This is a genomic window from Brevundimonas balnearis, assembly GCF_042434805.1.
GTDB lineage: Bacteria > Pseudomonadota > Alphaproteobacteria > Caulobacterales > Caulobacteraceae > Brevundimonas > Brevundimonas balnearis.
In genome coordinates this window covers 112,563-138,615 of record NZ_JBHLSW010000007.1, presented here as the reverse complement: position 1 = coordinate 138,615, position 26,053 = coordinate 112,563, and the positions used below count along the sequence as shown (strand labels likewise).

Genomic DNA, 26,053 nt, shown 5'->3' with positions numbered 1-26,053 from the left:
TGGGCCGTCCCGTATCGGCCATCCGCCCGCCTGCGTTCGGTCGTCAGGCAAGAAGGACGCCAGCCCCCTGCCCAGGGATCAAACGTCTCCGCCCAATGGGGCGTTTTTGAGTCGCCTCGGCCTTTGGATCAAGCCCCGGCCGCGATCAGGCGGCGGGCAGGTCGAACAGGTCCAGCTGAGGTCGCGCCTCGGGCGGGACGCGGAACTGACCCACGTCCAGGTCGTGGCGGGGGCCGTCCAGACCATAGCGCTTCACCGCCGCCTTGAACCGCGCGGCGATCAGGTCGGCCACAGGGCCCGTGCCCTTCATGCGCTGGGACCAGTCGGCGTCGTAGTCCTTGCCGCCGCGCGTCTGGCGCACCAGGGACATGACCCGGGCGGCGCGATCCGGCCGCGCCTGTTCCAGCCATTCGCGGAACAGATCCTTGATCTCCAGGGGCAGGCGCAGGGTGACGTACATCGCGGTGACGGCCCCCGCGTTCTTCGCCGCCTCGAGCACCGCCTCCAGCTCGTGGTCGTTCAGGCCGGGGATGACCGGCGCGAAGCCGACGCCCACCGGCACGCCGGCCTCGGTCAGGCGGCTGATGGCGTCGAGCCGCTTCTGCGGGGTCGAGCAGCGCGGCTCCATCGCGCGGGCGAGCGACCGGTCCAGGGTGGTGATGGAGATGAAGGCGCTGGCCAGCCGCCGCTGACCCATCGGTCCGAGAATGTCGGCGTCGCGCGTGATGAGGTGCGACTTGGTGATGATGCTGAACGGCTGGTTGAACCGCGACATCACCTGAAGGATCGCGCGGGTCGACTTCAGTTCACGCTCGGCCGGCTGATAGGGGTCGGTGTCGCCCCCGACATGGATGCGTTTGCAGACGTAGCGCGGGTTCGCGAGCTCGCGTTCCAGCAGGCGCGCGGCGTCGGGCTTGAAGAAGATCCGGCTCTCGAAATCCAGGCCCGGGGATAGGCCCAGGTAGGCATGGGACGGACGGGCGTAGCAGTAGATGCAGCCATGTTCGCAGCCCTTGTAGGGGTTGATGGACCGGTCGAAGCCCACGTCGGGGCTTGTGTTCCGCGAGATGATCGTGCGGGCGCGCTCGGGGCTCAGCGTCGTGCGGATCTGCTGGGCGGGCGGGTCCTCCGGCGTCCAGCCGTCGTCGAAATCCTCGCGCAGGTCGGCCTCGAACCGACCCGTGCGGTTCGACCGCGCGCCACGTCCTTTCATCGCAAGGGCGACCATGTGCGAACCCTACAGGGGCGCGAGAACAAAGCAAGAACAAACTTCCTTACGCGACTTTCATCTGACGGCCGCCCCTCCGCCCTGCTAGGTCTTCGGTCGAACACGGAGACGCCTTCATGCGCACCCTTCTGATCGGTCTCGCCGCCTCGGCCCTGCTCGCGGCCTGCGCCACGCCGGCGGAGCCGCCGGCCCCCGCGCCCGCGGCCGAGAGCCAGTTGATCGCGGACCTGCGCATCCTGTCGGCCGACGACATGGAGGGGCGCGACACCGGGGCGCCGGGCGGGGAGCGGGCGCGCGCCTACATCGTCCAGCGACTGGAGGCGATGGGCGTGGCCGCCCCGCCGGTCGGTCGGCTCCAGCCCTTCACCGCGCGGGGGCGCCATCCGCAGGGGCCCCGTGATTTCAGCGGAACCAACATCCTCGCGGCGATTCCCGGAACGCGCGCGGGCAATCGCTGGATCGTGGTGACGGCGCACTACGATCATGTCGGCGTGAACGCGGGGCAGATCTACAACGGCGCGGACGACAACGCCTCGGGCGTGGCGACGGCGCTGGCGCTGGCGGCGGAGCTGAAGGCCCGCCCGCCGGAGCACGGCGTCATCTTCGCCTTCGTGGACGGCGAGGAGCGGGGATTGCTTGGGGCCCGGCACTTCGTCGAGGTGCCCCCGGTTCCGCTGGATTCCATCGCGCTGAACGTCAACTACGACATGACCGCCCGGGCCGATGACGGGAAGCTGTGGGTCACGGGCACCCATCAGCATCCGAACCTGCGCCCGATCCTGGAGCCGATCGCCGCCGTCGGGAACGTGTCGCTGAGTTTCGGCAAGGACACCCCGCAGGACACGGGCGCCGACAACTGGGTCGAGGCCTCGGACCACGCGGCCTTCCACGCCGTCGGCCTGCCGTTCCTGTACTTCGGGGTCGACTACCACCCGGACTATCACCGGCCGTCGGACGACTTCGAGCGGGTGACGCCGGAGACCTTCACCAACGCCACGACCCTGTCGATCAACGCGTTCCGGGCGCTGGACCGTGCGCTCAGCCGTTAGGACGATGGCGGCGCTGGGGCTGGCGGCGCTGGCGCTCGCCGCCTGCGATCGGCTGCCCGGCCAGGGGCAGGGCGGCGGCGTTGCGGGCGGCGGATACAGCAGCCGCATCTCGGCGGATGCGTCCGGCGAGTATGCGCCGGTCGAGCCGGTGACGGTCCAGGGGCGCGCTCTGAACGGCCTCTATATCGGGCGGCCGGACGATTTCGCGGCGTGGGAGCGGGGCGAGCGGATGCCGGGCTATGCGCCGGTCATGCTGATGCTGGACGGACGCCGGATCGAGCCCGTCAGCTATCGCGTCACCGACGACGAGGTGCGCTTCGAGGGCGAGGGCGGCGTCCGGCTGAACGCGCGCATCGACCGGGATGCGCTGGATCGGGCGCGCCGGAACCTGGGCGATGAAGGCGCGGTCGTGACCGGGACCCTGACGGTCGGCGGCCGGACCGCGCCTGTGAGCCTACGGCTGCAAGGCGGCGGTTAGGCCACGGTCGCCTTGACGATCTTGCCCGGGCTGCGGGGCGGCTCGCCCTTGGGCAGGGCGTCGATGTGCTCCATGCCTTCGATCACCTGGCCCCAGACGGTGTATTGGCGATCCAGGAAGGTCGCGTCGTCGAAGCAGATGAAGAACTGGCTGTTGGCGCTGTTCGGGTCCGAGGTGCGGGCCATGGAGCAGACGCCGCGCACGTGGGGCTCGGACGAGAACTCCTGCTTCAGGTTCGGCTTCTTGGAGCCGCCCGAACCGGCGCCCGTCGGGTCGCCGCCCTGGGCCATGAAGCCGGCGATCACGCGGTGGAAGACCACGCCGTCGTAGAAGCCCTCGTTGGCCAGCTCTGTGATGCGCGCGACGTGGTTGGGCGCCAGATCGGGGCGCAGCTTGATCACCACGTCGCCGGTTCCCGCGCCGGTGTCGACGGTGAAGGTCAGGGTCTCGGCCATGTCAGCTCCTCGGCATTGAAGTCGCGCGGGTCATAGCGGCGAAACCCCGGCGGAGCTATGGAAGTTTCCATGAGCGACGAAGCGCCCCCCGAACGCCGACGCATGGTCCGACCGCCCTCGGGCGGGACCGCCGCCGGGCGCGGGCTGGGCCAGAAGATCAGGACGGCGGACAAGAAGTCCATGTCCAGCCAGCAGTGGATCAAGCGCCAGCTGGCGGACCCCTATTCCGACCGCGCCCGCGCCGAGGGCTGGCGCAGCCGGGCGGCCTTCAAGCTGATGGAGATCGACGACCGGCTGGGCCTGATCAGGCGGGGCTCTAGGGTGATCGATCTGGGCGCGGCGCCCGGCGGCTGGACCCAGGTCGCGATGAAGCGGGGCGCCGCCGCCGTGGTCGGCGTCGACCTGCTGCCGGTCGAGGCGGTGCCGGGCGCGACCCTGATCGAGGCGGACTTCACCGCGCCGGGGGTGGATCAACAGTTGATCGACCTGCTCGGCGGGCCGCCGGATCTGGTGTTGTCGGACATGGCGCACAACACCGTGGGGCACCGCAAGACCGACCACCTGAAGATCATCGTGCTGATCGAGATCGCGGCGGACTTCGCCATTCGCACGCTGAGGCCCGGCGGGACCTTCGTGACCAAGAGCTTCCAGGGCGGCGATCTGGGCGAGGTCATGGGCCGGCTGCGCGCCGCCTTCGACCGGGTGCAGATCATCAAGCCGGGCGCCAGCCGCAAGGATTCCGCCGAGGTGTTCCTGGTCGCAACGGGCAAGCGGTGAGCGAGGCCGAGGTCCGCACCGCGTTTCTGAGGCAGGCCTCGATCTGCGCCGATGCGGGCGCGCCGTTCACGGGGCGGCTGTGCCGCTTGATGGGGGAACGGCCGTGGCCGGCGGGCGCTCTGGCGAAGCGGCTCGCCCGCTGGCCCGGCAACCCCAGCCATGAGGGCGACGCCCTGCCGCTGAGATTGATGGGCGGGCTGCACGCCCTGGCGCGCTCGGGCGCGTCGCCCGGATTGACGGCGATCTATCCGCCTGGGACCGCGCCGCCCGAGGACGAGCAGGTTTGGGACATCGTCGCGGGCGCGCTCGTCGCCGACGCCGTGCGGCTGAACCCCTGGCTCGATCACCCGCCGCAGACCAACGAAGTCGGGCGCTCGGCCGGGCTGATGGCGGGGTTGCTCGTGCTGGCGGCGCGATACGGCAAGCCGTTCCGGCTGTTCGAGCTGGGCGCCAGCGCGGGGCTGAACACGGTGCTGGATCGCTACGCCTATGATCTGGGCGGGCGCCCGGCGGGGCTGGCGGGCTCGCCGGTGCTGCTCACACCGGACTGGACCGGGTCGCCGCCGCCCGAGGGCGAGGTGCGGATCGTCGGGCGCGCTGGGGTGGATCGTAACCCGCTGGACGTCGCCGATCCGGAAACCCGGACCCGGCTGGCGGCCTACGTCTGGGCCGACCAGCGCGAGCGGCTGGCCCGGCTGGAGGCCGCGCTGAAGCTGGCGGCTGCGGAGCCCGCGCCGATCACGAAGGGAGACGCGGCCGACTGGCTGGAGGCGGAGCTGGACGTCGGGCCGGAGCCCGGGGTGTGCCGCGTCGTCCTGCACACCATCGCGTTCCAGTACTTCCCGCCAAGCGCGCGGGCGCGGATCGCGCGGCGGATCGAGGACGCTGGTTCGCGGGCGACTGGCGACGGGCCCATCGCATGGCTCAGCTTCGAACAGGAGGGGACGACCGATCGGCGCACGCCGACGCTGCGGCTGAGGTCATGGCCCGGCGACCGCGACGATCGGCTCGCGGTCGGCCACCCGCACGGCGCCGCCTATGACTGGTTCGGCGCCCCGGATGTAAGCTAGGCTGTGGCCATGAATCCGAGCGCCATCCGGGATGTCGTCATCGTCGGCGGGGGCACCGCCGGGTGGATGGCGGCCGCGGGCCTCGCGCGGGTGTTCGGCGAGCTGATCCGCATCACCCTGGTGGAGTCCGAGGAGATCGGCACGGTCGGCGTCGGCGAGGCGACGATCCCGCAGATCCAGCTGTACAACCGGCTGCTCGGCATCGACGAGGACGCGTTCGTGAAGGCGACGAACGGCAGCTTCAAGCTGGGCATCGTCTTCAACGACTGGGGCGCGATCGGCGACCGCTACATCCATGCGTTCGGCGAGCCGGGCGTGCCGCTGGGCGGCCTGCCGTTCCACCACTACTGGCTGCGGGACCGGCTGGCGCGAGGCGAGCGGGGCCGGCCGGACCTGTGGGACTATTCGCTGAACGCCGAAGCCGCCTTCGCCGGCCGGTTCGCGCGCACGCCCCAGAGCGGGTTCGGGCCGCTGGGGGAGATGCCCTACGCCTTCCACTTCGACGCACACCTGTACGCCAGGTTCCTGCGCGCCTACGCCGAGCGGCTGGGAGTCAGGCGGGTCGAGGGCAAGGTCGTCGACGTGACGCCGGGCGAGCCGGACGGGCGCGTCGTCTCGATCCGGCTGGAGCGCGGCGAGGTGGTGGAGGGCGAGCTGTTCGTCGACTGCTCCGGCTTCCGGGGCCTGCTGATCGAGGGCGCGCTCAAGACCGGCTACGAGGACTGGAGCGAGTATCTGCCCGCCGATCGGGCGGTCGCCGTACCCTGCGCGTCCGTAGAGCCGCTGACGCCCTACACCCAGGCCTCGGCCGACGCGGCGGGCTGGCGCTGGCGCATCCCGCTGCAGCACCGGACGGGCAACGGCTACGTCTTCTGCAGCCGCTTCATCTCCGAGGACGAGGCGACGGCGGTGCTGCTGTCCAGGCTGGACGGCGAGGCGCTGGCCGACCCGCGCCCGCTGCGCTTCCTGACCGGCAAGCGCCGGCGCATCTGGAACAAGAATGTCGTGTCCCTCGGCCTGGCGTCGGGCTTCATGGAGCCGCTGGAATCGACGAGCATCCATCTGGTGCAGTCGTGCCTGGACAAGCTGATCCAGTACTTCCCGGACAAGGGCTTCGCCGACGCCCCGCGCGACCGGTTCAACGCCGAGGCGGACGCCGAGTATGTGGCGATCCGCGACTTCCTGGTGCTGCACTACACGGCGACGACGCGGGACGACACGCCGTTCTGGCGGCACTGCAAGGACGCGCTGCCCCGAACCGAGACCCTGAAGGCCCGGATCGACCTTTGGCGCACCGGCGGGCGGCTGCCGGTCGATGAGCGCGACCTGTTCAAGCCGAACAGCTGGTTGCAAGTGCTGGTGGGCCAGGGGATCGAGGCGGAGGGCTGCAGCCCGCTGGCCGGACGGATCGAGGACGCCAAGCTGAGCGCCTGGCTGGGCGACGTGCGCCGACTGGTGGCCCAGACCCGCGACCGTCTGCCGGGGCACGCGGACTTCATCGCCCGAACCTGTTCGTCGGCGGCGGCCTGACCCTCAGGCGAGCTTGCTCAACGCCTTGATCGCGGGCTTCAGCGGGCGCGTCGCGTCCTCGTAGCCGGCCCAGGGATCGGCTTTCAGCGCCTTCAGGGCGGTCGCGAGGGTGTAGCGTTTCGGATCGAGCTTCGCCGTCGCCTGGCTCCATTTGATGGGGGCCGAGACGGTGGCGCCGGGTCGGGCCCTCGGCGAGCCCAGCGCCACGGCTGTCGCGGTGCGGTCGTTCCGCAGATAGTCCAGGAAGATCTTGTTCCCGCGCGCCGCCTTCTTGAGGTTCAGGGTGTAGCGGTCGGGGCTGTCGGCGGCCATCCAGGCGCAGAGGTCGCGGGTGAAGGCCTTGGCGGTCTTCCAGTCGATGCCCTGAGCGTCCACCGGCGTCACGACATGCAGGCCCTTGCCGCCGGTGGTCTTCAGAAAGGGCGCCAGGCCGACGGCCTCCAGCCGGTCCTTCAGATCCTTCGCGGCCTCGACCACGCGGGCGAAGTCCATGCCCTCGTCAGGATCCAGGTCGAAGACGAAGCGGCCGGGAACCTCGGGCTCGTTCGGCGCGCAGTTCCAGGGGTGAAGCTCGGTCGCGCCGGACTGGGCCGCCGCGATGAGCGCCTCGGGGCTGTCGATCTGGAGATAGGCCTGCTTGTCGCCCTTCACCTTGACCTGGGTGAACAGGAGCGACGTTCCCGCCCCCGCATGGCGTTGGAAGAAGCGCTGCTCGCCATTGATCCCGTCGGGCGTTCGCACCAGCGAGCAGGGGCGGCCCTGGATGTGCGGCAGGATGTAGGGCGCCGCCGCCAGCAGATAGTCGGCGAGATCGCGCTTGGTGAACCCGACGTCGGCCCACAGCACCTTGTCGGGGTTTGAGAGCGGCACGTCGGCGACCTTCGGCTTCGCCGGTTTGGACGACTTGGCCGCCGCGGGGGCAGGGGCTTCGCGCACCACGTCGTTCGGCGGCTTGTCCTCGCGCAGACCCTTGAAGCTGGCGTGGCGCAGGTGGCCGTCGCCGGTCCAGCCCGTGAACTCGATCTCGGCGACCAGCTCGGGCTTGACCCATTGGACGTTGGACGCGGCCTTCGGCCCGGTCTTGCCGAAGGGCGAAGTCCTGGTCTCCAGCGGCTTCAGGCGCCGCATCAGCTCCTCGGCGACCGCGCGCGAATAGCCGGTGCCGATCCGGCCGACGTGGACCAGCTCGCCCCCCCGCATCACGCCCGCGATCAGCGAGCGGAAGGCGCCGTCGGTGGTGGCGTAGCCGGCGACGATCACCTCCTGTCCGCCCCGGCACTTGGCCTTGACCCAGAGATCGGAGCGGCCCGAACGATAGGCGGCGTCCGCCCGCTTGGAGACGATGCCCTCCAGGTCCAGCCGACAGGCCGATTTCAGCACCGCGGCGCCGGAGCTCTCGAAGTGCTCGACGTAGATCAGCCGGTGATCGGCGCCCTTCAGATGCGCCTTCAGGGCGACCTTGCGCTCGACCAGGGGGACCTTCGTCAGGTCGCGCCCGCCCGCGTGCAATAGGTCGAAGGCGTAGAAGACCAGATGCTCGGTCTCGCCGCTCGACAAGGCGGCCTGAAGTCCGGCGAAGTCCGGCTGCTCGTCGGCGTCCAGCGCGGTGGCCTCGCCGTCGATCAGGCCGTCGGGCAGGGCGGCGGCGGCCTCGGCGATCTCCGGGAAGCGGTCGGTCCAGTCCAGACCGCTGCGGGTCAGCACGCGGCAGCGGCCCTTCTCGGTTCGAAGCTGCAGGCGATAGCCGTCGAACTTGATCTCGTGCAGCCAGCCGGGGCCGGTCGGCGGGGCGTCGACCAGCTTGGCCAGCTGGGGCGGAACGAACTTCGGCAGGGCCGTAGTGTCTCCGGTGGTGGCGGCGGGCGCGTCTCTCCCTGCCGCCTTGGGCCGCCGCACGGTCTTCAGCGTCATGAACTTCGTCGGCTTCGCGCCCTGGCCGGCCGCGATCTCGTCCATGCCGCGCCCCGAGGCGATGGAGGTCATGTTCTCCTCAACGAGGCGTTCAGGGGTGTCGCCGGCATGTTCATCCCGGTGCTTGATCAGGAGCCAGTTCTTCCGTTTGCCGCCGGTGCGGTCGTTCTTGATCTCGACCAGCACCCACGAGCCCTTCATCCGCTCGCCGTCGAGGGTGAACTTCAGCTCGCCGCGCTTGAGCTGATCATCGACGGAGCGGTCGCCCTCCGGCGTCCAGAAGCCCCGGTCCCACAGCATGACGGTTCCACCGCCGTACTGACCCTTGGGGATCGTCCCTTCGAAATCGCCATAGTCCAGAGGGTGGTCCTCGGTCTGGACCGCCAGCCGCTTCTGGGACGGGTCGCAGGACGGACCGCGCGTGACCGCCCAGGACAGCATGACGCCCTCGTGCTCGAGCCGGAAATCCCAGTGGAGGCGGGTGGCGTCGTGCTTCTGGACGATGAAGCGGAGGCGCTCCGAGGCGGGCGTGGATCTGTCGCCGCGGGGCTCGGTCGTCTTCGCGAAGTCCCGCTTCGTGCGATAGGTCGCGAGCTTGGCCTTGGGCGTCGCCATGGCGTGTGAAGCGCGGGGGGACGAGCGCGGTTCCGCCGCCCTGCGGGGTTTCGAGACGCGAAACCGAGTCTCAACCGTCTCAAAAGTCTAGTTGGCGGAAATATCAGGGTTTTTCTGGGTCGACCGTTTCGAGCGCGACGCTCGACCGTCTCAAAACGCCCCGTTCGAAAGCCCGGCAGGGCTTCGCATTCTAGCTGCTTCCGCGACGGGGAAGGCCAAGGCGGCCGCACCTTCCTATCCTTGGGGCCGAGCGGTTCGCCCCTTTTGCGATGGGAGAGCGGTGTTCAGTGGATGAATCGTGGTTTGCTAGAGTTCTGGACCAGAGTGGGAGGCGGCCTTGGGCCACACGGTCACGATCACCGAGCTGTTCCTGATCGCCATGCTGATCATCTTCGCCGCACCCTATCTGGTGTGGCGGGTGTTCAAGACCGACTACTGGGCGCCGCTGGTGGTGGTGCAGATCGTCGGCGGCATCATCCTGGGCCCGGGCGTGCTGGGCGCGGCCTTCCCGGGCTACTACGCCTTCGTCTTCCGGCCGGAGGTGGTCCAGGCCCTGAACGGCGTCGCCTGGTGGGCCGTGATGATGTTCGTCTGGATCGCGGGGGTGGAGCTGGACCTTGAGGAGGTCTGGCGCCGACGGGGCGAGACCGGCGTCACCGCCGGGCTGGCGCTGGCCACGCCGCTGCTGTTCGGCGCGGCGGCGGCGGCCGTCATGCTGGCCACCGGCGGCGGTTGGGCGGGGCCGGAGGGGCGCACCTGGCAGGTGGTCCTGGGCATCGGCATGGCCTGCGCGGTCACCGCCCTGCCCATCCTGGTGCTGTTCATGGAGAAGCTCGAAATCCTGCGCCGGCCGATGGGCCAGCGGGTCCTGCGCTACGCCTCGCTGGATGACATCGCCATCTGGGGCGTGCTGGCGGTGATCCTGCTCGACTGGGAGCGGGTGGGGCGGCAGGGGGCCTTCCTGGTCGCCTTCGCCGTCGCCGCCTTCGCCATGCGCAAGCTGATGCCGCGGCTGGTCGAGCGCGACCGCTGGTTCGTGTCCTTGATCTGGCTGGCGCTGGCCGGGCTCGCCGCCGACTGGGCGGGGCTGCACTACATGGTCGGCGCGTTCCTGGCGGGCGCGGTCATGGACGCCCGCTGGTTCGACCAGGCGCGCATGGATCAGTTCAGGGACACCATCCTGATGGCGGTGATGCCGGTCTTCTTCCTGTCGACCGGGCTGCGGACCAACTGGGACGTGGGCGGCGTGGCGGTGTTCGGGGCGGCGGCTCTGCTGCTGTTCGCCTCGGTCAGCGGCAAGCTGGTGGGCGTGCACATCGCCGGCCGCATCCTGAAGTGGGCCAAGGGCGAGGCGGCGATCATCGGCTGGCTGCTTCAGACCAAGGCGCTGATCATGATCATCTTCGCCAACATCCTGCTGGACAAGGGCGTGATCACCAACGCGGCCTTCACCGCCCTGCTGCTCATGGCGGTCGGCTCCACCATGCTGACGATTCCGATGGTGTCGCCCCGGCTCAGGAAGATGGCCGGGCTGGCCGCCAAGAGCGGCTGAGGCCTATTCCCAGTCGGGCGGGCAGCCGTCGAAGCGGCCGGCCTCGACGACGGTCAGGGTGTTCATGTTCAGCGGCATGGCGGGGCGCATCGAGCCCCGTCCGTGGCCGGTGTAGAGATCGATCTTGGAGCCCTTGATCGCGCCCCCGGTGTCCGACGCGTACCAGAAGCCGTCGTGCACACGGCCGTCGGGCAGTTGCATGCCCACCGTCTCGCGGATGAACAGGCGGGTGCGGCGGGGCACGACGCGCGGGTCGATGGCGACCGTGCGCATGGCGATCGGACGACAGCCCAGCGAGTCGGCGCCCGTCGCCCCGCCGCCGCCCGCGTGATAAAGGCGCGCCGACAAACGCCAGTCGGGCTCCTCGTTCATGAAGGCGTCCGCCGCGGCGGCGGAGGCCTCGATCGCGGCCGCCTCGGCCGCCAGCACCTCGGTGTAGGGAACCGCCGTCGTCTCGGCCGCGTTGGCGGCGGGATCGGACACGGCGAGCGACCACAGAAGGGCCAGCGCGGCGGCGGCGTTCAGCACGATCTCGACTCACTGTGGCACCGTCCCCGACAGCCGACGGCGACGGGGAAGATATGCGGGCTTGGGGCGAAAAATGGGCGGCCTGATAAGCGCCTGACGCTCAACGTCTTTCCGATGCGGGCGATGGCGAAGGGTTGACCTCGACGCGCCTTCCGGCCTGAACACGCCCATGACCCTCGCCAAGATCTGCGGCCTGAAGACGCCCGAGGCGCTGGACGCGGCGCTCGGCGCCGGCGCGGCCTTCGTCGGGGCGGTGACGTTTCCCAGGAGCCCGCGCCATATCGAGCCGCTGCACGCGGCGACGCTGTATGAGCGGGCGAGGGGGCGGGCCAAGGTCGTGTCCCTGCTGGTCGATCCGGACGATGCGCTGGTCACCGAAATCGCCCTGATCCTGAAGCCGGACCTGATCCAGCTGCACGGCCATGAGACGCCGGAGCGGGTCGCGGAGGTGCGTCGTCTGTCGGGGGCGGGAATCATCAAGGCGCTGCCGGTCTCGACCCCGGCCGATCTGGACGCGGCGGCGGCCTATGCGCCTGCGGTCGGTCACCTGATGTTCGACGCCCGGCCTCCGGAGGGGTCGGCCCTGCCCGGCGGCGTGGGCGCGCGGTTCGACTGGACGATGCTTCAGGGCCGGACGTTCGACCGGCCGTGGTTCCTGGCGGGCGGCCTGACGCCGGACAATGTGGGCGAGGCCATTCGTCTCACCGGCGCCCCCCTGGTGGATGTGTCCTCTGGCGTGGAAAGCGAGCCGGGTGTTAAGGACCCGGCCCTGATCGCGGCCTTCATGGCGGCGGTCGACGCCGCCTCCCCGCGGCAGGGACGAACCAAGTGAACGCCATCCTTCCAAACACCTACAGCTGGCCCGACGACGAGGGGCGGTTCGGCCCCTACGGCGGCCGCTTCGTGGCCGAGACGCTGATGCCGCTGGTGCATGAGCTGAACGCCGCCTACGAGGCCGCCAAGGCCGATCCGAGCTTCCAGGCTGAGCTGGACCAGTACCTGGAGCACTACGTCGGCCGGCCCAGCCCCCTGTATCTGGCCGAGCGCCTGACCGAGCACTTCGCCGAGGTTTCAGGGGGGGCGGCCAACATCTGGTTCAAGCGCGACGAGCTGAACCACACCGGCGCGCACAAGGTGAACAACTGCATGGGCCAGATCCTGCTGGCCATGCGCATGGGCAAGACGCGCATCATCGCCGAGACCGGGGCCGGCCAGCACGGGGTGGCGACGGCCACCGTCTGCGCCCGCTTCGGCCTGCCGTGCGTGGTCTATATGGGCGCCACGGACGTGGAGCGGCAGAAGCCCAATGTCTTCCGCATGAAGCTGCTGGGCGCCGAGGTGGTGCCGGTGACGTCCGGGCGGGCGACGCTCAAGGACGCCATGAACGAGGCGATGCGGGACTGGGTGACCAATGTCGAGGACACCTACTACCTGATCGGGACGGCGGCGGGCCCGCACCCCTATCCGGCCATGGTGCGCGACTTCCAGAGCGTGATCGGGCGCGAGGCCCGCGCTCAGATGCTGGCGCGGCGCGGCAAGCTGCCGGACGCCTGCGTGGCGGCCATCGGCGGCGGGTCGAACGCCATCGGCCTGTTCCATCCCTTCATCGGCGACGAGGGCGTGCGGCTGATCGGGGTCGAGGCGGCGGGTCACGGGCTCGACGGGCCGGATCACGCCGCCTCGCTGCAGGGGGGCCGCCCGGGCGTGCTGCACGGCAACCGGACCTATCTGCTTCAGGACGAGGACGGCCAGATCCTCGAGGGCCACTCGATCTCCGCCGGGCTCGACTATCCCGGCATCGGTCCGGAGCACGCCTGGCTGAAGGACATCGGCCGCGCCGAGTATCGCGCCGCGACCGACAAGGAGGCGCTGGAGGCGTTCCAGCTGTGCTCGAAGCTGGAGGGCATCATCCCGGCGCTGGAGCCCAGCCATGCGCTGGCCCGCGTCGGCGAGATCGCGCGCGAGGTCGGCGAGGGCGGCGACGTGGTGCTGAACCTGTGCGGTCGGGGCGACAAGGACATCTTCGCGGTGGCCGAGCATCTGGGGGTGGAGCTGTGAGGGCGGTGTTCATCTCCTCCCCCGCAAGGCGGGGGAGGGGGACCGCGAAGCGGTGGAGGGGGCGACCGGGAGCGCCCGCGCTTGAACGCGCCCCCTCCACCATGCTGCGCATGGTCCCCCTCCCCCGTTTCGCTGCGCTACCCGGGGGAGGAGCCAAGGCATGACCACTTCACGCATCGACGCCCGTTTCGCCGCGCTGAAGGCCGAGGGCCGGGCCGGGTTCGTGGCCTATGTCATGGCCGGCGATCCCTCGCGCGACGAGGCGCTGGAAATTCTGAAGCGTCTTCCGGCGGCCGGGGCCGACATCATCGAGCTGGGCTTTCCCTTCTCTGATCCGATGGCCGAGGGGCCGCCGATCCAGCGCGCGGCGCTGCGGGGGCTGAAGGCCGGGCTGACGCTGAAGGGGACGCTGGAGCTGGCGCGCGCCTTCCGGGAGGGCGAGGCGGACACCCCCCTCATCCTCATGGGCTACCTCAACCCGATCGAGAGCCATGGCTATGAGGCCTTCGCCCGCGATGCGGCGGCGGCGGGCGTGGACGGGGTGATCGTGGTCGATTGCCCGCCGGAGGAGGCCGGGCCGCTGACCGACGCGCTGGACGCCCATCAGGTGTCGCTGATCCGGCTGGCCACCCCGACCTCGGACGACGCCCGGCTGAAGGTCGTCGCCGAGCGCACCTCGGGCTTCGTCTACTATGTGTCCGTTGCCGGGGTGACCGGCGTGAAGGAGGCGCAGGCCCTGTCCGTGGCGCCGGCGGTCGAGCGGGTGCGCCGCGCCTCGGGCCTGCCGGTGGCGGTGGGGTTCGGGGTCAAGACGCCCGAGCGGGCGGCCGAGATCGCGCGCGTGGCCGACGCGGTGGTCGCCGGCTCGGTGCTGGTCGACGAGGTGGCCGCGGCGCTGGACGCCGCAGAGCCGGCCGCGCCGCGCGTGCTGGCGAAGGTGAAGGCGCTTTCCGACGCGGTGAAGGGTGCGCGCGTCGGCGAAACCGTCTAAAGGCGCGCGCCATGGCCGATAAATCCCCTCCGGAACCCAAGCGCGGCGGCTGGCTGAGCCGGTTCGCGCCGGGCGTGCGCAAGATCGTCAGCCGGCGCGACACGCCGGACAATCTGTGGGTCAAGGACCCCGACACCGGCGACATGATCTATCGCTCGGATCTGGAGGCGGCCCTGTGGGTGACGCCGTCCGGTCGGCACATGCGGATCGATGCGCCGACGCGCCTGCGCTACACCTTCGACGACGGCGAATACGAGCCGATAGACACGCCGGACGTGCCCGAGGACCCGCTGAAGTTCTCCGACGGCAAGCCCTATCGCGAGCGCCTGGCCCAGGCGCGTAAGGCCGCGGGGCGCAAGGACACCATGGCCATCGGCGTCGGCGAGATCGGCGGCGAGGGCGCCGTGGTGATCGTCCAGGACTTCAGCTTCATGGGCGGGTCGCTGGGCATGGCGGCGGGCGAGGCCTTCATCCGCGCCGCCGAGGTCGCCCAGGCGCGCCGGCTGCCGCTGGTGTGCTTCACCGCCGCCGGCGGCGCGCGGATGCAGGAAGGCGCGCTCAGCCTGATGCAGATGGCCCGCACCACCCTGGCCATCGACGAGCTGAAGCGGGCCAGGCTGCCCTATGTGGTGGTGCTGACCGACCCGACCACGGGCGGGGTGACGGCGTCCTATGCGATGCTGGGCGATGTGCATCTGGCCGAGCCGGGCGCCCTGATCGGTTTCGCCGGCCCGCGCGTGATCGAGACCACCATCCGCGAGAAGCTGCCCCCCGGCTTCCAGCGCGCCGAGTACCTGCAGGAAAAGGGCATGGTCGACCGCGTGGTGGCCCGTGCGGACCTGCCGGAGACCCTGGCGCGGGTGCTGTCGGTGCTGACGGGCGGTCGGCGAGCGGCGTAGTCGTTATCCTCCCCCGCGCGCGGGGGAGGGGGACCGCGAAGCGGTGGAGGGGGCGAGTGCGAGCTTCCATATTGACCGCGAAGCGCGCTAGAGAGCTGCGTCGCGCCATGACGCTGCCGGAGGTGCTGCTCTGGCGCTGCCTGCGCGGAGGCCGAGCGGGCGGCCACAAGTTCCGTCGCCAGCACGCCCAAGGTCTGTTCGTAATCGACTTCTTCTGCGCCGAAGCGCGCCTCGCCGTCGAGGTGGATGGCGATGTGCATGGCCATCCGGATCAGGCTCGCCGAGACCAGGATCGCACGCGCTGGCTGGCAGAGCAGGGCGTACGGGTCATGCGGGTACCGGCGCGGGACATCCTGAATGAGGAGACCCGGGCCGGTGTCATCGAAGCGATTGTGCGTGCGGTCGCCCCCTCCACCCCTTCGGGGTCCCCCTCCCCCATGAATGGGGGAGGATGAATATGTCTGATCCCATCTCCGTCCGCCTGCGCGCGCGGCATCCGCAGCGGATCGACCTGTCGCTGGAGCGGATGCGGGCGCTGTGCGCGGCGCTGGGGGATCCGCAGGAGCGGCTGCCGCCGGTGGTGCATGTGGCCGGGACCAACGGCAAGGGCTCGACCATCGCCTTCCTGAGGGCGATGGCCGAGGCGGCGGGCTTGCGGGCGCATGTCTACACCTCGCCGCATCTGGTGCGGTTCAACGAGCGCATCCGGCTGGCGGGGGCGCTGATCTCGGATGAGGCGCTGAACGCGGTCCTGGACCGCATCGAGGCCGCGCCCGGCGAGGCGACGGTGTTCGAGAGCACGACGGCGGCTGCGTTTCTGGCGATGGCGGAGACCCCGGCCGATCTGGCCATCGTCGAGGTCGGCCTGGGCGGGCGGCTGGACGCGACCAACGTCATCGCCCGGCCGCTGCTGAGCGTCATCACGCCGGTCGATCTGGACCACGCCGAGTTCCTGGGGACCGACCTCGCGACCATCGCGGGCGAGAAGGCGGGCGTGCTGAAGGCCGGAGCGCCGGCGGTGATCGCGCGACAGGACGAGCGGGCGCTGAACGTGATCGAGGCGCGGGCAAATCTGGCGGGCTGTCCGCTGACGGTGCTGGGCCGCGACGCCGACGCCTGGTCAGAGCGGGGCGGGCTGGTGGTGCAGGCGGGCGAGCGGTTGCTGGACCTGCCGGCGCCCGCGCTGGCGGGCCCGCACCAGATCGACAACGCGGGCGTCGCGGCGGTGGCCGCGCTGGAGCTGGGGCTGTCGGAAGCGGCGATCGCCGAGGGTCTGCGGAGCGTCCGCTGGCCCGCGCGCATGCAGCGGCTGACCGTGGGCCGTCACGCCGAGACGGCGAAGGCGGCGGACGCGGAGCTGTGGCTGGACGGGGGGCATAATCCGCACGCGGGGCGCGCGCTGGCCCAGACCCTGGCGGAGCGGCAGGCGCGGGCACCCCGGCCGACGGCGCTGATCATCGGCATGCTGGCCAACAAGGACGCCGGCGGCTTCTTCGACGCGCTGGCGGGCTCGGGGGCCCACGTCTTCACCGTGCCGTTCGAGGGGGCGGCGGCGGATCCGGCGGCGCTGGCCGCGGTGGCGCAGGGACGGGGGCTCGGCGCGCAGCCGACGGCGTCGGTGGACGAGGCTCTGGCGCTGGCGATCCGGTTCGGCGCCGGGCGGATCGTGATCTGCGGCTCGCTTTATCTGGCGGGCGAGGTGCTGGGCGAGGACGAACGGACCTGGCCGACCTGAATCGGCATTGATAAGCGTTCGCAATTCATCTAAGCGGCTGCAACTCAATCGCAACGCTTGGCTGGAGTTCGCATGTCGCCCCGCACCCTTCTGTTCGCCTCGGCGGCCGCCCTGATCGCTCCTGTCGCCCATGCCCAGGACGTCGACCAGACGGCGGTGACGGAGGTCTCCGAAGTGGTGGTCACCGGTCGGGCCCAGCGTCTGTACCGCACGCCCGAAACCTCGGTGGCGCGGGGCGGCGAGAGCGTGCTCGACATCCCCCAGGCGACCACTGTCATCAACGAGGAACTGGCGGCCGACCAGGGCGCGCGGGACGTCACCGACCTGTATCGCAACATCGCCGGGGTCACGACCTTCAGCTACTCCGGCGTGACCTTCCGGGGCTTTCGCCAGGACGAGGTCTTCTACGACGGCCTGCGGGGCAATCCCTTCATCGGCTTCTCCGTGCCGCAGCTGTTCAACATCGAGCGGGTCGAGGTGCTGAAGGGGCCGGCTGGGATGCTGTACGGACCCGGTTCGCCCGGCGGCCTGATCAACTACGTCACCAAGACGCCGTCCGACGTGTTCGAGGCCGAGGCCACGGCGGTGCTGGGCGACAACGAGCGGCGCGGCGGCTCGGTCGAGGTCACCGGGCCGCTGACGGCCGACGGGCGGCTGACGGGGCGCGCGGGCGCCTTCTACGAGTATCGCGGCCCGATCCGGGTCAACACCGATTCCGAGATCGCCATCCTGGACGGCAGCGTGGGGTACGAGGTCAGCGAGGACCTGCGGCTGGTGCTGCAGGCCACGCACTATGAGCAGAAGCTGGACGGGAACCGGCTGCGCGGCGTGCCCGCGGACGACGACGGGAACTTCCTCGCGCCCATCGACTGGAACCACAACGAGCCGACCGACTATCTCGACCTCGAGGCCGACGTGGTGCAGGGGCGGCTGTTCTGGGACTTCGGGCCAGCGACGCGGCTGGACGCGGGCGTGCGCTGGGGCCAGGCGACCGAGGTGCAGCAGTATCACGAGCCGCGCGGCCTTCGGGACACCGACGGCGACGGCGTGGTGGACTTCAGCGACCGGGAGTTCCGCGACCAGGCGCGGGAGGGCGAGAGCCTGGCCTTCGCCGCGAACCTGGTCCACGAGACGCGCCTGTTCGGCCTGGAGCACCGGCTGCTGGCGGGCGGCGACTGGAGCCGGGAGGAGGCGCTGTCGTCATCGCGCATCGCCCGCACGGCGCGTCAGGCGGGCGGCGTGGTGCCGGGCCTGAGCCTGGTCAGCCCGGTATACGGACAGACTTCCGCGGACGATTACAACCTGTCGGCCATCGCGCCGTCGTTGGGGGACTCCGAGGCGGTGAGGTGGGGCGTCTATCTTCAGGACGCGGTGCGTCTGACCGAGCGGCTGAGCGTCGTCGGCGGGGTGCGATACGACCGGTTCGACGACCGGAACCGGCGGTCGGGAGCCAGCTTCGAGACCGAGGCGACCACCCTGCGCGGCGGGGTGATCTATCGCCCGGTCGAGGGGCTGTCGCTCTACGCCAGCTGGTCGGAGGGCTTCGAGCCCCAGGGCATCGGCTCGCAGGATCCGCTGGCCGGCGGGCCGTTCGATCCGGTGACCGGCGAGCAGGTCGAACTGGGGGCCAAGGGCGAGCTGATGAACGGACGGCTGCAGTTCGGCGCCGCCCTGTATGACATCAAGCGCCGGAACCTGTTGCAGAACACCGGGCTGGACGCCGGTGGCGACGGCGTCGACGACCTGGCGCCGATCGGCGAGGTGACGTCGACGGGCTTTGAGGTCGAGACCGCGTTCGACCTGACCGCGAACTGGGTGGTGACGGCGAACTACGCCTACAACGACGCCCGGATCACCGGGACCGTGCCGGGCCAGAGCCTGAGCAACGCGGTCGGCGACCGTTTCGCCAATGCGCCTGAGCATCAGGCGGGGCTGTGGACGCGCTATGACTTCGACTCCATCGGCTTCTCGGCCGCGATCGGGGCGGAGTACGTCGGCGAGCGGCTGAGCCTGGATGGCCAGAGGGTGAAGCCCTACACCATCTTCGACGCCAGCCTGATCAAGCGGTTCGGCGAGCGGTTCGAGGCGCTGGTCCGGATCGACAACCTGTTCGACGAGACCTACGCCGCGTCCGGCTTCATCGAGCGGACGGGCCACTTCCCCGGCGAGCCGCGCTCGGCCTTCGTGGAGCTGCGCGCCCGGTGGTGAAGCCGAAGGGGCAGAAGGGGCGGCGCTCGGTCTGGTGGTGGGTGCACCACTGGCTGGGGCTGAAGCTCGCCCTGTTCATGACCTTCGTGCTGCTGACGGGGACGCTGGCGACGGTGGCGCACGAGATCGACTGGCTGGCCGATCCGGCGATCCGGGTCATGCCGCGCGACGAGGCGCAGGCGAGCTGGGGCGCCTGGGCGGCGGCGGTCCAGGCGGCGGCCCCGGAGGCGGAGATCGAGGCGCTCAACCGGCCGCTGGAGCCGTGGTTCGCCGCCTCGGCGGTGCTCAGGATGCCCGACGACAGCCGCCGCATCGCCTATGTGAACCCCTGGACCGCCGAGGTTCAGGGCGTATCGACCTGGTTCAACGCCCACCGGTTCCTGCGCTTCACCCACCGGCACCTGATGCTGCCGGTGAAGTGGGGCCTGCCGATCGTCTGTTCGATGGCGCTGGTGCTGCTGGCGTCGCTGGTCACCGGCCTGATCGCCTACAAGAAGTTCTGGCGTGGATTCTTCCGGCTGCCGCGCTGGCACGCGGGGCGGAAGGGCGAGGCGCGGCGCTTCACCGGCGACCTGCATCGGTTCGCCGGCCTGTGGTCGATCTGGTTCCTGGTCCTGATCATCGCCACCAGCGTCTGGTACCTGGTGGAATGGGGCGGAGGGCAGGCGCCGCCGCAGCCGCGCCCCGAGGTGGTGACCGGCCCCGCCCAGCCGGTCGGCGCCGAGCTGGACGCCCTCATCGCCACCGCGCGGGCCGCCGATCCTGAGCTGAGGATCACCGGCGTGCGGTTTCCGGGCGAGAAGGGGCGCGGCGTGATCGTGGAAGGGCAGGCGCGGGCCGTGCTGGTGCGGGAGCGGACCAACACGGTCCAGATCGATCCGCGCGACGGCGCGGTGCTGCTGACCACCCGCGGCGAGGACCTGAACCTGCATCAGCGCATCTCGGAGATGGCCGACCCGCTGCATTTCGGCACGTTCGGAGGCCTGCTCACACGGCTGATCTGGTTCGTCTTCGGCGCGGTGATGACGGGCCTGTCGGTCACGGGCGTGATGATCTACGCCCTGCGCATGAAGCGGGCGGAGGATGAGGCGGCGATCGGCACGGCGCCCTGGCTGTGGCGCAGTCTCGGGCCGGCGGCTTACCCGTCGGCGGCGCTGATCCTGTTGAGCCTCGCCCTGACCCCCATGGTGGCCGCCGGCTTCGGACTGGGGTGAGGGCGGGCGCGGACCCTCGTCGATCCGCGCCCGCGCCCGATCAGTACTTCAGGCTGACGCCCACATAGGCGGCGCGGCCGGGCGAGACGAAGCTGAAGACCTCCTCGCGGTCCTCGTCCAACAGGTTTTCGATCCGGCCGAACAGGCTGGCGCGGTCGCCGAGCGCGAGATCCCCCGCCAGGTTCACCAGGGTGTAGGAGCCAAGCCGAACCCGGACGGGGACGTAGCTGGGATCGGTGAAGGCCACGTCATCCGTGGCGCCGACGTGCCGGACGACGAGGTTCAGGCCGCCGCGTCCGGCCGGGTCGCGCCAGTCGACCGCCAGGCTGGCGGTGTTCCCGGGCCGCCGGACCTCCTCGACGCCGTCCTCCGCCGCGTCCAGCCAGGTCGCCGCGATGTCGACGCGCCAGTCGGCGGAGGGTCGGATCGTGGAGCGCAGCTCGAGACCGGACTGGGTCGACTCGGTCGTCCGGTTCGCGGGCGTCGCGATGAAGTCCGGCGCCGGGTAGGTGGTGAAGATCTCATCCTCGAGCGTCGCGTCGAACCAGACGGCCTCGACCGACCAGGCGGCGCCGATCTCATGGCGGACCCCGGCCTCCCAACCCTCGGAGCGTTCCGGCTTCAGGTTGGGATTGCCGATGTAGCGACCGTCGGAGAAGCCGTAGAGTTCGTAGAAGCCGGGGTTCTTCACCCCGGACCCGGCGGCGGCGTGAAGGCGCGTGCCGGGCAGAACGTCCAGCGCGCCCTGGACCCGATAGGTGGTGGCGTCGGCGAAAAGGTCGTTGTCGTCATGGCGCGCCGCGGCGCCCAGGCTCCAGCCGCCGGCGAAGGCCTCGTACTGAACGACGGCGCCCCGGGTCTCGACCTCGCGTCGGCCGGTGAAGGCGAAGCCGGAGGGATCGCGGCTGCGGAAGCCCTCGGTTTCCAGGTCGATCGCGCCGGTGAGGCGCTGGGCGACGGGGCCGCCCCAGCGATAGGTCGTCTCCAGCGACGCCTTCACCCGGTCCCCGGTCCAGCCGTAGGTGCGCGTGTCGAACGCCAGGTTCTCGCGCGCGATGTCCGCGCCCTGGATCGACAGGGTCGAGGTGAGGCGGCCGTCCAGGAGGGTCAGGTCGGCGGCGGCGAGGCCATAGACCGCCTCTTCCTCGTAGCGCACGCCCGGCGAGTCGACGATCAGGCCGAAGGTGGGGCTCGTCGGATCGTTGTCGCTTTCGTTGTAGTCGCCCGACCGGTCGACGCCGCGCACGACGGCCCGCAGGCCCACGGCGTCGGACAGCCGCCAGCCGCCCTTGAAGGCGGCGGTCAGGGTCTCCCGCCCCAGGTCCCGCGAACCGCCGCGCGCGTTCGGCGCGCCGTCGGTGCTGAGGGCCGAGACCGTCAGGGCGTAATCGCCGTCGCCAGCCGCGCCCCCCAGACGCGCCGCGCCCTGGACCGTGCCGAAGGATCCCGCCTCGAGCCGGGCCTGCACGCCCGGATCCTCACGGCCGGACGCGGTGATCAGGTGGACGACGCCGCCCACGGCGTCCGAGCCGTAAAGCGCGCTCCGGGCCCCGCGCAGCACCTCCAGCCGCGCGCCGGGCGCGGACTGCAGCGAGCCGAACTCGAACTCGCCGGTGAAGGCGTCGGACGCCTCGATGCCGTCGATCAGGGTCAGGACGTGGTTGGCCTCGGTCCCGCGCAGCCGGACCTGGGTCTGGCCGGGCGCGGTCGAAACGGCGACGCCGGGAAGGTCGCGCAGCGCGTCGACGAGGTCGCGCACCTGACGCCGCTCCAGCTGTTCGGCGGTCAGGACGTCGGCGGACGCCAGGGTGGACAGGAGGGCGCCTTCGGGCGCGCGGCTGCCGGTGATGACGACCTCCGCCACCTGGGGGGCGTCGTCGGAGGGGGCGTGCGCGAAGGCGCAGGCGGGCGTGAGCGCTGTCGCCAGCGCGAGGGTCAGTCGATGGGCGTTCATGACGAACGGTCTCCGGGCGTCGAGCAAGGAGAGCCGGAGCGTCCGCGCGAAAGCGGTCGGCGCGCGCGGGCGTGCGGACGCTTCGCCCGCCGACGCGTTCCGATGCGGCCCCGGCCGCGGTCGTCGCTCAGACGAAGTCCGTTCGCGCCTGGCCAACCCCTGAGCCGGGCAAGAGCGACACGCGCCGGTCGGTCTCCTGGCTCGCGGGTCGTCGCACGCCGGACAGCCTTCCCGGTTCCGCCCGTCGCCGGGCCGTTCCAGTGACCGCGAACCCCTGTTGAGAGGGACCCGCACGTCCGTCGCGCTCGCCGCTTACAGTTGCAGGGACAGCCTCGGCCTTGGGCGATAAGCCCGCACCGCGTTCCCGTTACCGTCGCGTCGAGGGCTAGGTGCCATGTTTCGGGGCCGGCGGGAAGGTCGAGCTTGACCCCCGCCGACGCGGCTGGGGAAGATGCCGCCACAGCAGGAGACGCCCATGACCTCAGGTCCCGACCGCTATCCCGTCGATCCCGCCCGCGCCGCGCGCGCCCACATGGACAGGGCGGCCCATGAGGCGGCGGCGATCGCGGCGCGGGAGACGCCCGAGGCCTTCTGGGCCGAACGGGCGAAGCGGCTGGACTGGTTCAGCTTCCCCACCCGGATCAAGGACGTCAGCTTCGCCAAGGACGACTTCCGCATCCGCTGGTTCGAGGACGGGGTGCTGAACGTCGCCCACGAGTGCGTCGACCGGCACCTGCCCGCGCGGCGGGACGAAACGGCGATCATCTGGGAGGGCGACGACCCGAAGGACAGCCGCCGCATCACCTATGGCGAGCTCCACGCCGAAGTCTGCCGCATGGCCAATGTGCTGAAGGCGCAAGGGGTGGCGAAGGGCGACCGCGTCACGATCTACCTGCCGATGATCCCCGAGGCCGCCTACGCCATGCTGGCCTGCGCGCGGATCGGCGCGATCCACTCGGTGGTGTTCGGCGGCTTTTCGCCCGACAGCCTGGCGGGGCGGATCGAGGACTGTGGCTCGAAGGTGGTGATCACCGCCGATCAAGGCGTGCGCGGCGGCAAGGTCGTCCCGCTGAAGGCCAATGTCGATGCGGCGCTGACGAAGGCCGAGGCGGACCGGGTGATCGTGGTGCGCCACACGGGCGCCGACGTGCCGATGCGCGACGGGCGCGACGTGGACTATGCGACGGCCGCCGCCGGGGTCTCCGACGACTGCCCCTGCGAGCCCATGAACGCGGAGGACCCGCTGTTCATCCTCTACACCTCCGGTTCGACCGGGAAGCCGAAGGGGGTGATGCACACCACCGGCGGCTATCTGTTCTGGGCGTCGTGGACCCACGAACTGGTGTTCGACTATCGGCCCGGCCAGGTCTTCTGGTGCACCGCCGACGTGGGCTGGGTGACGGGGCACTCGTACGTCGTCTACGGGCCGCTGGCGAACGGCGGCACGACCCTGATGTTCGAGGGGGTGCCCAACCACCCGACGGTCAGCCGCTTCTGGGAGGTGGTGGACAGGCACCGGGTCGAGATCTTCTACACCGCCCCGACGGCGATCCGCGCTCTGATGCGGGAGGGGGAAGGGCCGGTGAAGGCGACCCGTCGCGACAGCCTGAAGCTGCTCGGCACCGTCGGCGAGCCCATCAACCCGGAGGCCTGGCGCTGGTATCACGAGGTGGTCGGCGAGGGCCGGCTGCCGATCGTGGACACCTGGTGGCAGACCGAGACCGGCGGGGTCCTGGTCTCGCCGCTGCCCGGCGCGACGGAGCTGAAGCCGGGGTCGGCCACCAAGCCGCTGCCGGGCGTGGAGCTTCAGATCGTGGACGCCGAGGGCCATGAGCTGACCGGCGCGGTCAGCGGAAATCTGTGCCTCACCGACAGCTGGCCGGGCCAGATGCGCGGCGTCTGGGGCGATCCGCAGCGGTTCTTCGACACCTATTTCTCGACCTATCCGGGCCGCTACTTCACCGGCGACGGCTGCCGCAGGGACGAGGACGGCGACTATTGGATCACCGGCCGGGTGGACGATGTGATCAACGTCTCGGGCCACCGCATGGGCACCGCCGAGGTCGAGAGCGCGCTGGTGCTGCACGAGGCCGTGGCCGAGGCGGCGGTGGTCGGCTTCCCGCACGACATCAAGGGCCAGGGCATCTACGCCTATGTCACGCTGAAGGCCGGGGTCGAGGCCAACGAGGACCTGCGCCGCGATCTGGTGGCCCATGTCAGGACGGAGATCGGGCCGATCGCCTCGCCGGACGTCATCCAGTGGGCGCCCGGTCTGCCCAAGACGCGCTCGGGCAAGATCATGCGCCGGATCCTGAGGAAGATCGCCGAGAACGAGCTCTCGAACCTCGGCGACACCTCGACCCTGGCCGATCCCGGGGTGGTCGACGAACTGGTCGCCAACCGCCCCGGGGCCTGACGGCTCTAGAAGGCCAGCCGCATGCCGAGCGACGCCACCACGCCCGACCCGGTCGCCTCGCCGCGCAGGCGCGAGACCGTGTCGGCGCCCGTGCCTTCGTACAGCACGCGGTCGTCGTTGATCGTCGCCGTGTCGATGGCGATGTAGGTCAGGGCCGCGTCCATCATCAGGCCATCGCGCGGCTGGATCGTCGCGCCGACGGAGTAGAGCATCCGGTCCTCGTCGGGGATGCGCGCGGTCCGGCGCTCGTCGCGCGTGGGCGTGGGGTCGAAGGCGACGCCGGTCCGCAGCGTGACCTGCTCGTTCAAGCGGTAGTCCAGACCGACGGCGCCGCTGGTGGTGTCCTTGTAGTCCTGAACGATGACGTCGCCGCCGCCCGGATAGGACACCCGGATGGCGTCGAACTCCGACCAGCCGATGCGGTTGATCTGGCCGTTGAGGGTCAGCCGGTCGTTCACGGCGAACCGCACGCCGGCCGAGGCCATCCAGGGGGTGGTGAAGGTCGCCACGCCGTCCGTGTCCACGTTGGCCGCCGCCAGCGGGCCGGCCAGGCCGCTGATCGTCACCTCGCCGTCCAGTTCGTGCTCGATAGCCGAGCGGTAGCTGAGCCCGGCCTCCCACCTCCCCGCGTGGGCGCGGGCGCCGACGGTCCAGCCCAGGTCGATGCCGTCGCCCTCCAGCTCCGACAGGCCGTCGGGCGAGCCGGGCGCCAGGTTCGGCAGGGCGGAGCTGAGCTCGGCCGAGACGTATTCGCCGCTGACGCCCACGCCGACGTCCAGCCAGTCGGTGACGCGCGCGGCCAGGGTCGCCTGCAGGTCGACGGTGAGCACCGAGCTCTTCAGGGCGTCGTAACGGGTGAAGGCGGCGTCGTCGTACTCGGTCGACAGGTTGTAGGGGGCCATCGCCGACAGACCCAGGACGAAGCGGTCGTTCAGCGGGATGGCGACCGCCGCGTTCGGCACGACGCCGCCCTGGACCGGATCGATGGCCACGGGCTGGCCGCCGACGGCGGTGGTCACGCCGCCCGGAGCGAGCGGACGGGTCAGGGTCGAGCCGCGATCCTCGACGCGGGAGTCCAGCAGGATGCCATGCAGGCCCAGATAGACCTCCCGGCGCGAGCAGGCGATGGAGGCCGGGTTCCACCACAGCGAGGCGACGCCGCAGTCGGCCACCTCGCCGGAGAAGGCGCGTCCGGCGCCCCTCACGGACTGTTCCTGAAGATAGAAAGAGCCCGCCTGGGCGGCGGGCGTGGCGGCGAGGGTGAACAGACAGGCGAGCGCGGTCGCGCGCGCCGAACGGTGCGTGGTCAACGGGAACTACCTCTTGCGGGCGCCGGGGGAGCGGCGCGGGGCCGGCGTGAAGCCACGCCAGCAACTCATTCCGCA

At 70.8% G+C, this 26,053-nt stretch carries 21 protein-coding genes and 1 riboswitch; of the genes, 15 read left to right on the top strand and 6 right to left on the bottom strand.

What is annotated here, in order from left to right; genetic code table 11:
- Positions 1 to 145 precede the first annotated feature (145 nt).
- Complete coding sequence (locus ACFFGE_RS10430) at positions 146 to 1,228, bottom strand: PA0069 family radical SAM protein (protein ID WP_376836312.1); 1,083 nt, start codon at positions 1,226 to 1,228, stop codon at positions 146 to 148.
- A gap of 116 nt (positions 1,229 to 1,344) precedes the next feature.
- Between ACFFGE_RS10430 and ACFFGE_RS10425 the strand changes: the two genes are divergently transcribed.
- Complete coding sequence (locus tag ACFFGE_RS10425) at positions 1,345 to 2,277, top strand: M20/M25/M40 family metallo-hydrolase (RefSeq protein WP_376836311.1); 933 nt, start codon at positions 1,345 to 1,347, stop codon at positions 2,275 to 2,277.
- Positions 2,261 to 2,755 (top strand): hypothetical protein, encoded by a 495-nt coding sequence (locus ACFFGE_RS10420; RefSeq protein ID WP_376836310.1) that lies wholly within the window; start codon positions 2,261 to 2,263, stop codon positions 2,753 to 2,755. The genes ACFFGE_RS10425 and ACFFGE_RS10420 overlap by 17 nt, the downstream gene beginning before the upstream one ends.
- On the opposite strand, the gene ACFFGE_RS10415 is transcribed toward ACFFGE_RS10420, so the two are convergent.
- Positions 2,752 to 3,210, bottom strand: coding sequence for a peptidylprolyl isomerase (locus tag ACFFGE_RS10415; RefSeq protein ID WP_376836309.1), 459 nt, complete (start codon positions 3,208 to 3,210; stop codon positions 2,752 to 2,754). The two genes, ACFFGE_RS10420 and ACFFGE_RS10415, sit on opposite strands and share 4 nt — an antisense overlap.
- A gap of 69 nt (positions 3,211 to 3,279) precedes the next feature.
- On the opposite strand from ACFFGE_RS10415, the gene ACFFGE_RS10410 reads away from it, so the two are divergent.
- From ACFFGE_RS10410 to ACFFGE_RS10400, 3 genes are read left to right on the top strand one after another with little or no spacing between them, the layout of a single operon-like run.
- Positions 3,280 to 3,987 carry an RlmE family RNA methyltransferase gene (locus ACFFGE_RS10410; RefSeq protein ID WP_376836308.1) on the top strand — a complete coding sequence of 236 codons (708 nt, stop codon included), beginning with the start codon at positions 3,280 to 3,282 and terminating at the stop codon, positions 3,985 to 3,987.
- Positions 3,984 to 5,057, top strand: a complete 1,074-nt coding sequence (locus ACFFGE_RS10405; protein WP_376836307.1) for a DUF2332 domain-containing protein — start codon at positions 3,984 to 3,986, stop codon at positions 5,055 to 5,057. Before ACFFGE_RS10410 ends, ACFFGE_RS10405 begins: the two co-directional genes overlap by 4 nt.
- Positions 5,058 to 5,066: 9 nt before the next feature.
- Positions 5,067 to 6,587 carry a tryptophan halogenase family protein gene (locus ACFFGE_RS10400; RefSeq protein WP_376836306.1) on the top strand — a complete coding sequence of 507 codons (1,521 nt, stop codon included), beginning with the start codon at positions 5,067 to 5,069 and terminating at the stop codon, positions 6,585 to 6,587.
- A gap of 3 nt (positions 6,588 to 6,590) precedes the next feature.
- Here the strand turns inward: ACFFGE_RS10400 and ligD are convergent, their stop codons facing one another.
- Complete coding sequence (gene ligD, locus ACFFGE_RS10395) at positions 6,591 to 9,113, bottom strand: DNA ligase D (RefSeq protein ID WP_376836305.1); 2,523 nt, start codon at positions 9,111 to 9,113, stop codon at positions 6,591 to 6,593.
- 337 nt (positions 9,114 to 9,450) lie between these two features.
- Here ligD and ACFFGE_RS10390 point away from each other — a divergent pair, with 337 nt between their 5' ends.
- The gene (locus ACFFGE_RS10390; RefSeq protein ID WP_376836303.1) at positions 9,451 to 10,665 is read left to right on the top strand and encodes a cation:proton antiporter; all 1,215 of its coding nucleotides are present in this window, start codon (positions 9,451 to 9,453) and stop codon (positions 10,663 to 10,665) included.
- Positions 10,666 to 10,668: 3 nt separating this feature from the next.
- On the opposite strand, the gene ACFFGE_RS10385 is transcribed toward ACFFGE_RS10390, so the two are convergent.
- Positions 10,669 to 11,193: a 3D domain-containing protein gene (locus ACFFGE_RS10385; protein ID WP_376836302.1), complete on the bottom strand. Its 525-nt coding sequence runs from the start codon at positions 11,191 to 11,193 to the stop codon at positions 10,669 to 10,671.
- A 169-nt stretch (positions 11,194 to 11,362) separates the two neighbouring features.
- Between ACFFGE_RS10385 and ACFFGE_RS10380 the strand changes: the two genes are divergently transcribed.
- The 8 genes from ACFFGE_RS10380 (at position 11,363) to ACFFGE_RS10345 (ending at position 20,298) form a co-directional block, all read left to right on the top strand.
- A complete protein-coding gene (locus tag ACFFGE_RS10380) occupies positions 11,363 to 12,025 on the top strand; it encodes a phosphoribosylanthranilate isomerase (RefSeq protein WP_376836301.1) in 663 nt (220 codons plus the stop codon).
- Positions 12,022 to 13,251, top strand: a complete 1,230-nt coding sequence (trpB, locus tag ACFFGE_RS10375) for a tryptophan synthase subunit beta (protein ID WP_376836299.1) — start codon at positions 12,022 to 12,024, stop codon at positions 13,249 to 13,251. The genes ACFFGE_RS10380 and trpB overlap by 4 nt, the downstream gene beginning before the upstream one ends.
- A 160-nt stretch (positions 13,252 to 13,411) precedes the next feature.
- Positions 13,412 to 14,242: a tryptophan synthase subunit alpha gene (gene trpA, locus ACFFGE_RS10370; RefSeq protein WP_376836298.1), complete on the top strand. Its 831-nt coding sequence runs from the start codon at positions 13,412 to 13,414 to the stop codon at positions 14,240 to 14,242.
- 11 nt (positions 14,243 to 14,253) lie between these two features.
- On the top strand, positions 14,254 to 15,141 hold the full coding sequence (locus ACFFGE_RS10365; protein WP_376836296.1) for an acetyl-CoA carboxylase carboxyltransferase subunit beta: 888 nt from the start codon (positions 14,254 to 14,256) through the stop codon (positions 15,139 to 15,141).
- Positions 15,142 to 15,248: 107 nt separating this feature from the next.
- Complete coding sequence (locus tag ACFFGE_RS10360) at positions 15,249 to 15,596, top strand: endonuclease domain-containing protein (RefSeq protein WP_376836295.1); 348 nt, start codon at positions 15,249 to 15,251, stop codon at positions 15,594 to 15,596.
- Between the two features lie 2 nt (positions 15,597 to 15,598).
- Positions 15,599 to 16,876 carry a bifunctional folylpolyglutamate synthase/dihydrofolate synthase gene (locus ACFFGE_RS10355; RefSeq protein ID WP_376836294.1) on the top strand — a complete coding sequence of 426 codons (1,278 nt, stop codon included), beginning with the start codon at positions 15,599 to 15,601 and terminating at the stop codon, positions 16,874 to 16,876.
- Positions 16,877 to 16,948: 72 nt separating this feature from the next.
- On the top strand, positions 16,949 to 19,084 hold the full coding sequence (locus tag ACFFGE_RS10350; protein ID WP_376836293.1) for a TonB-dependent siderophore receptor: 2,136 nt from the start codon (positions 16,949 to 16,951) through the stop codon (positions 19,082 to 19,084).
- A complete protein-coding gene (locus ACFFGE_RS10345; protein WP_376836292.1) occupies positions 19,078 to 20,298 on the top strand; it encodes a PepSY-associated TM helix domain-containing protein in 1,221 nt (406 codons plus the stop codon). The genes ACFFGE_RS10350 and ACFFGE_RS10345 overlap by 7 nt, the downstream gene beginning before the upstream one ends.
- A 40-nt stretch (positions 20,299 to 20,338) precedes the next feature.
- Here ACFFGE_RS10345 and ACFFGE_RS10340 read toward each other — a convergent pair whose 3' ends face one another.
- Positions 20,339 to 22,252, bottom strand: coding sequence for a TonB-dependent receptor plug domain-containing protein (locus ACFFGE_RS10340; RefSeq protein ID WP_376836291.1), 1,914 nt, complete (start codon positions 22,250 to 22,252; stop codon positions 20,339 to 20,341).
- A 169-nt stretch (positions 22,253 to 22,421) separates the two neighbouring features.
- A riboswitch (cobalamin riboswitch) is annotated at positions 22,422 to 22,642 on the bottom strand.
- A gap of 85 nt (positions 22,643 to 22,727) precedes the next feature.
- Between ACFFGE_RS10340 and acs the strand changes: the two genes are divergently transcribed.
- Positions 22,728 to 24,668, top strand: a complete 1,941-nt coding sequence (gene acs, locus ACFFGE_RS10335; RefSeq protein WP_376836290.1) for an acetate--CoA ligase — start codon at positions 22,728 to 22,730, stop codon at positions 24,666 to 24,668.
- A gap of 5 nt (positions 24,669 to 24,673) precedes the next feature.
- Here acs and ACFFGE_RS10330 read toward each other — a convergent pair whose 3' ends face one another.
- Positions 24,674 to 25,978 (bottom strand): OmpP1/FadL family transporter, encoded by a 1,305-nt coding sequence (locus tag ACFFGE_RS10330; RefSeq protein ID WP_376836289.1) that lies wholly within the window; start codon positions 25,976 to 25,978, stop codon positions 24,674 to 24,676.
- Positions 25,979 to 26,053: the final 75 nt, after the last annotated feature.

Bases quoted from the DNA above. Each gene is read 5' to 3' on its own strand.
- ligD (WP_376836305.1), bottom strand. From the start codon at position 9,113: ATGGCGACGCCCAAGGCCAAGCTCGCGACCTATCGCACGAAGCGGGAC.
- ACFFGE_RS10340 (WP_376836291.1), bottom strand. From the start codon at position 22,252: ATGAACGCCCATCGACTGACCCTCGCGCTGGCGACAGCGCTCACGCCC.
- acs (WP_376836290.1), top strand. From the start codon at position 22,728: ATGACCTCAGGTCCCGACCGCTATCCCGTCGATCCCGCCCGCGCCGCG.
- trpA (WP_376836298.1), top strand. From the start codon at position 13,412: ATGACCACTTCACGCATCGACGCCCGTTTCGCCGCGCTGAAGGCCGAG.
- ACFFGE_RS10360 (WP_376836295.1), top strand. From the start codon at position 15,249: ATGACGCTGCCGGAGGTGCTGCTCTGGCGCTGCCTGCGCGGAGGCCGA.
- ACFFGE_RS10400 (WP_376836306.1), top strand. From the start codon at position 5,067: ATGAATCCGAGCGCCATCCGGGATGTCGTCATCGTCGGCGGGGGCACC.
- ACFFGE_RS10425 (WP_376836311.1), top strand. From the start codon at position 1,345: ATGCGCACCCTTCTGATCGGTCTCGCCGCCTCGGCCCTGCTCGCGGCC.
- ACFFGE_RS10415 (WP_376836309.1), bottom strand. From the start codon at position 3,210: ATGGCCGAGACCCTGACCTTCACCGTCGACACCGGCGCGGGAACCGGC.
- ACFFGE_RS10380 (WP_376836301.1), top strand. From the start codon at position 11,363: ATGACCCTCGCCAAGATCTGCGGCCTGAAGACGCCCGAGGCGCTGGAC.
- ACFFGE_RS10355 (WP_376836294.1), top strand. From the start codon at position 15,599: ATGTCTGATCCCATCTCCGTCCGCCTGCGCGCGCGGCATCCGCAGCGG.
- ACFFGE_RS10430 (WP_376836312.1), bottom strand. From the start codon at position 1,228: ATGGTCGCCCTTGCGATGAAAGGACGTGGCGCGCGGTCGAACCGCACG.
- ACFFGE_RS10350 (WP_376836293.1), top strand. From the start codon at position 16,949: ATGTCGCCCCGCACCCTTCTGTTCGCCTCGGCGGCCGCCCTGATCGCT.
- ACFFGE_RS10365 (WP_376836296.1), top strand. From the start codon at position 14,254: ATGGCCGATAAATCCCCTCCGGAACCCAAGCGCGGCGGCTGGCTGAGC.
- ACFFGE_RS10410 (WP_376836308.1), top strand. From the start codon at position 3,280: ATGAGCGACGAAGCGCCCCCCGAACGCCGACGCATGGTCCGACCGCCC.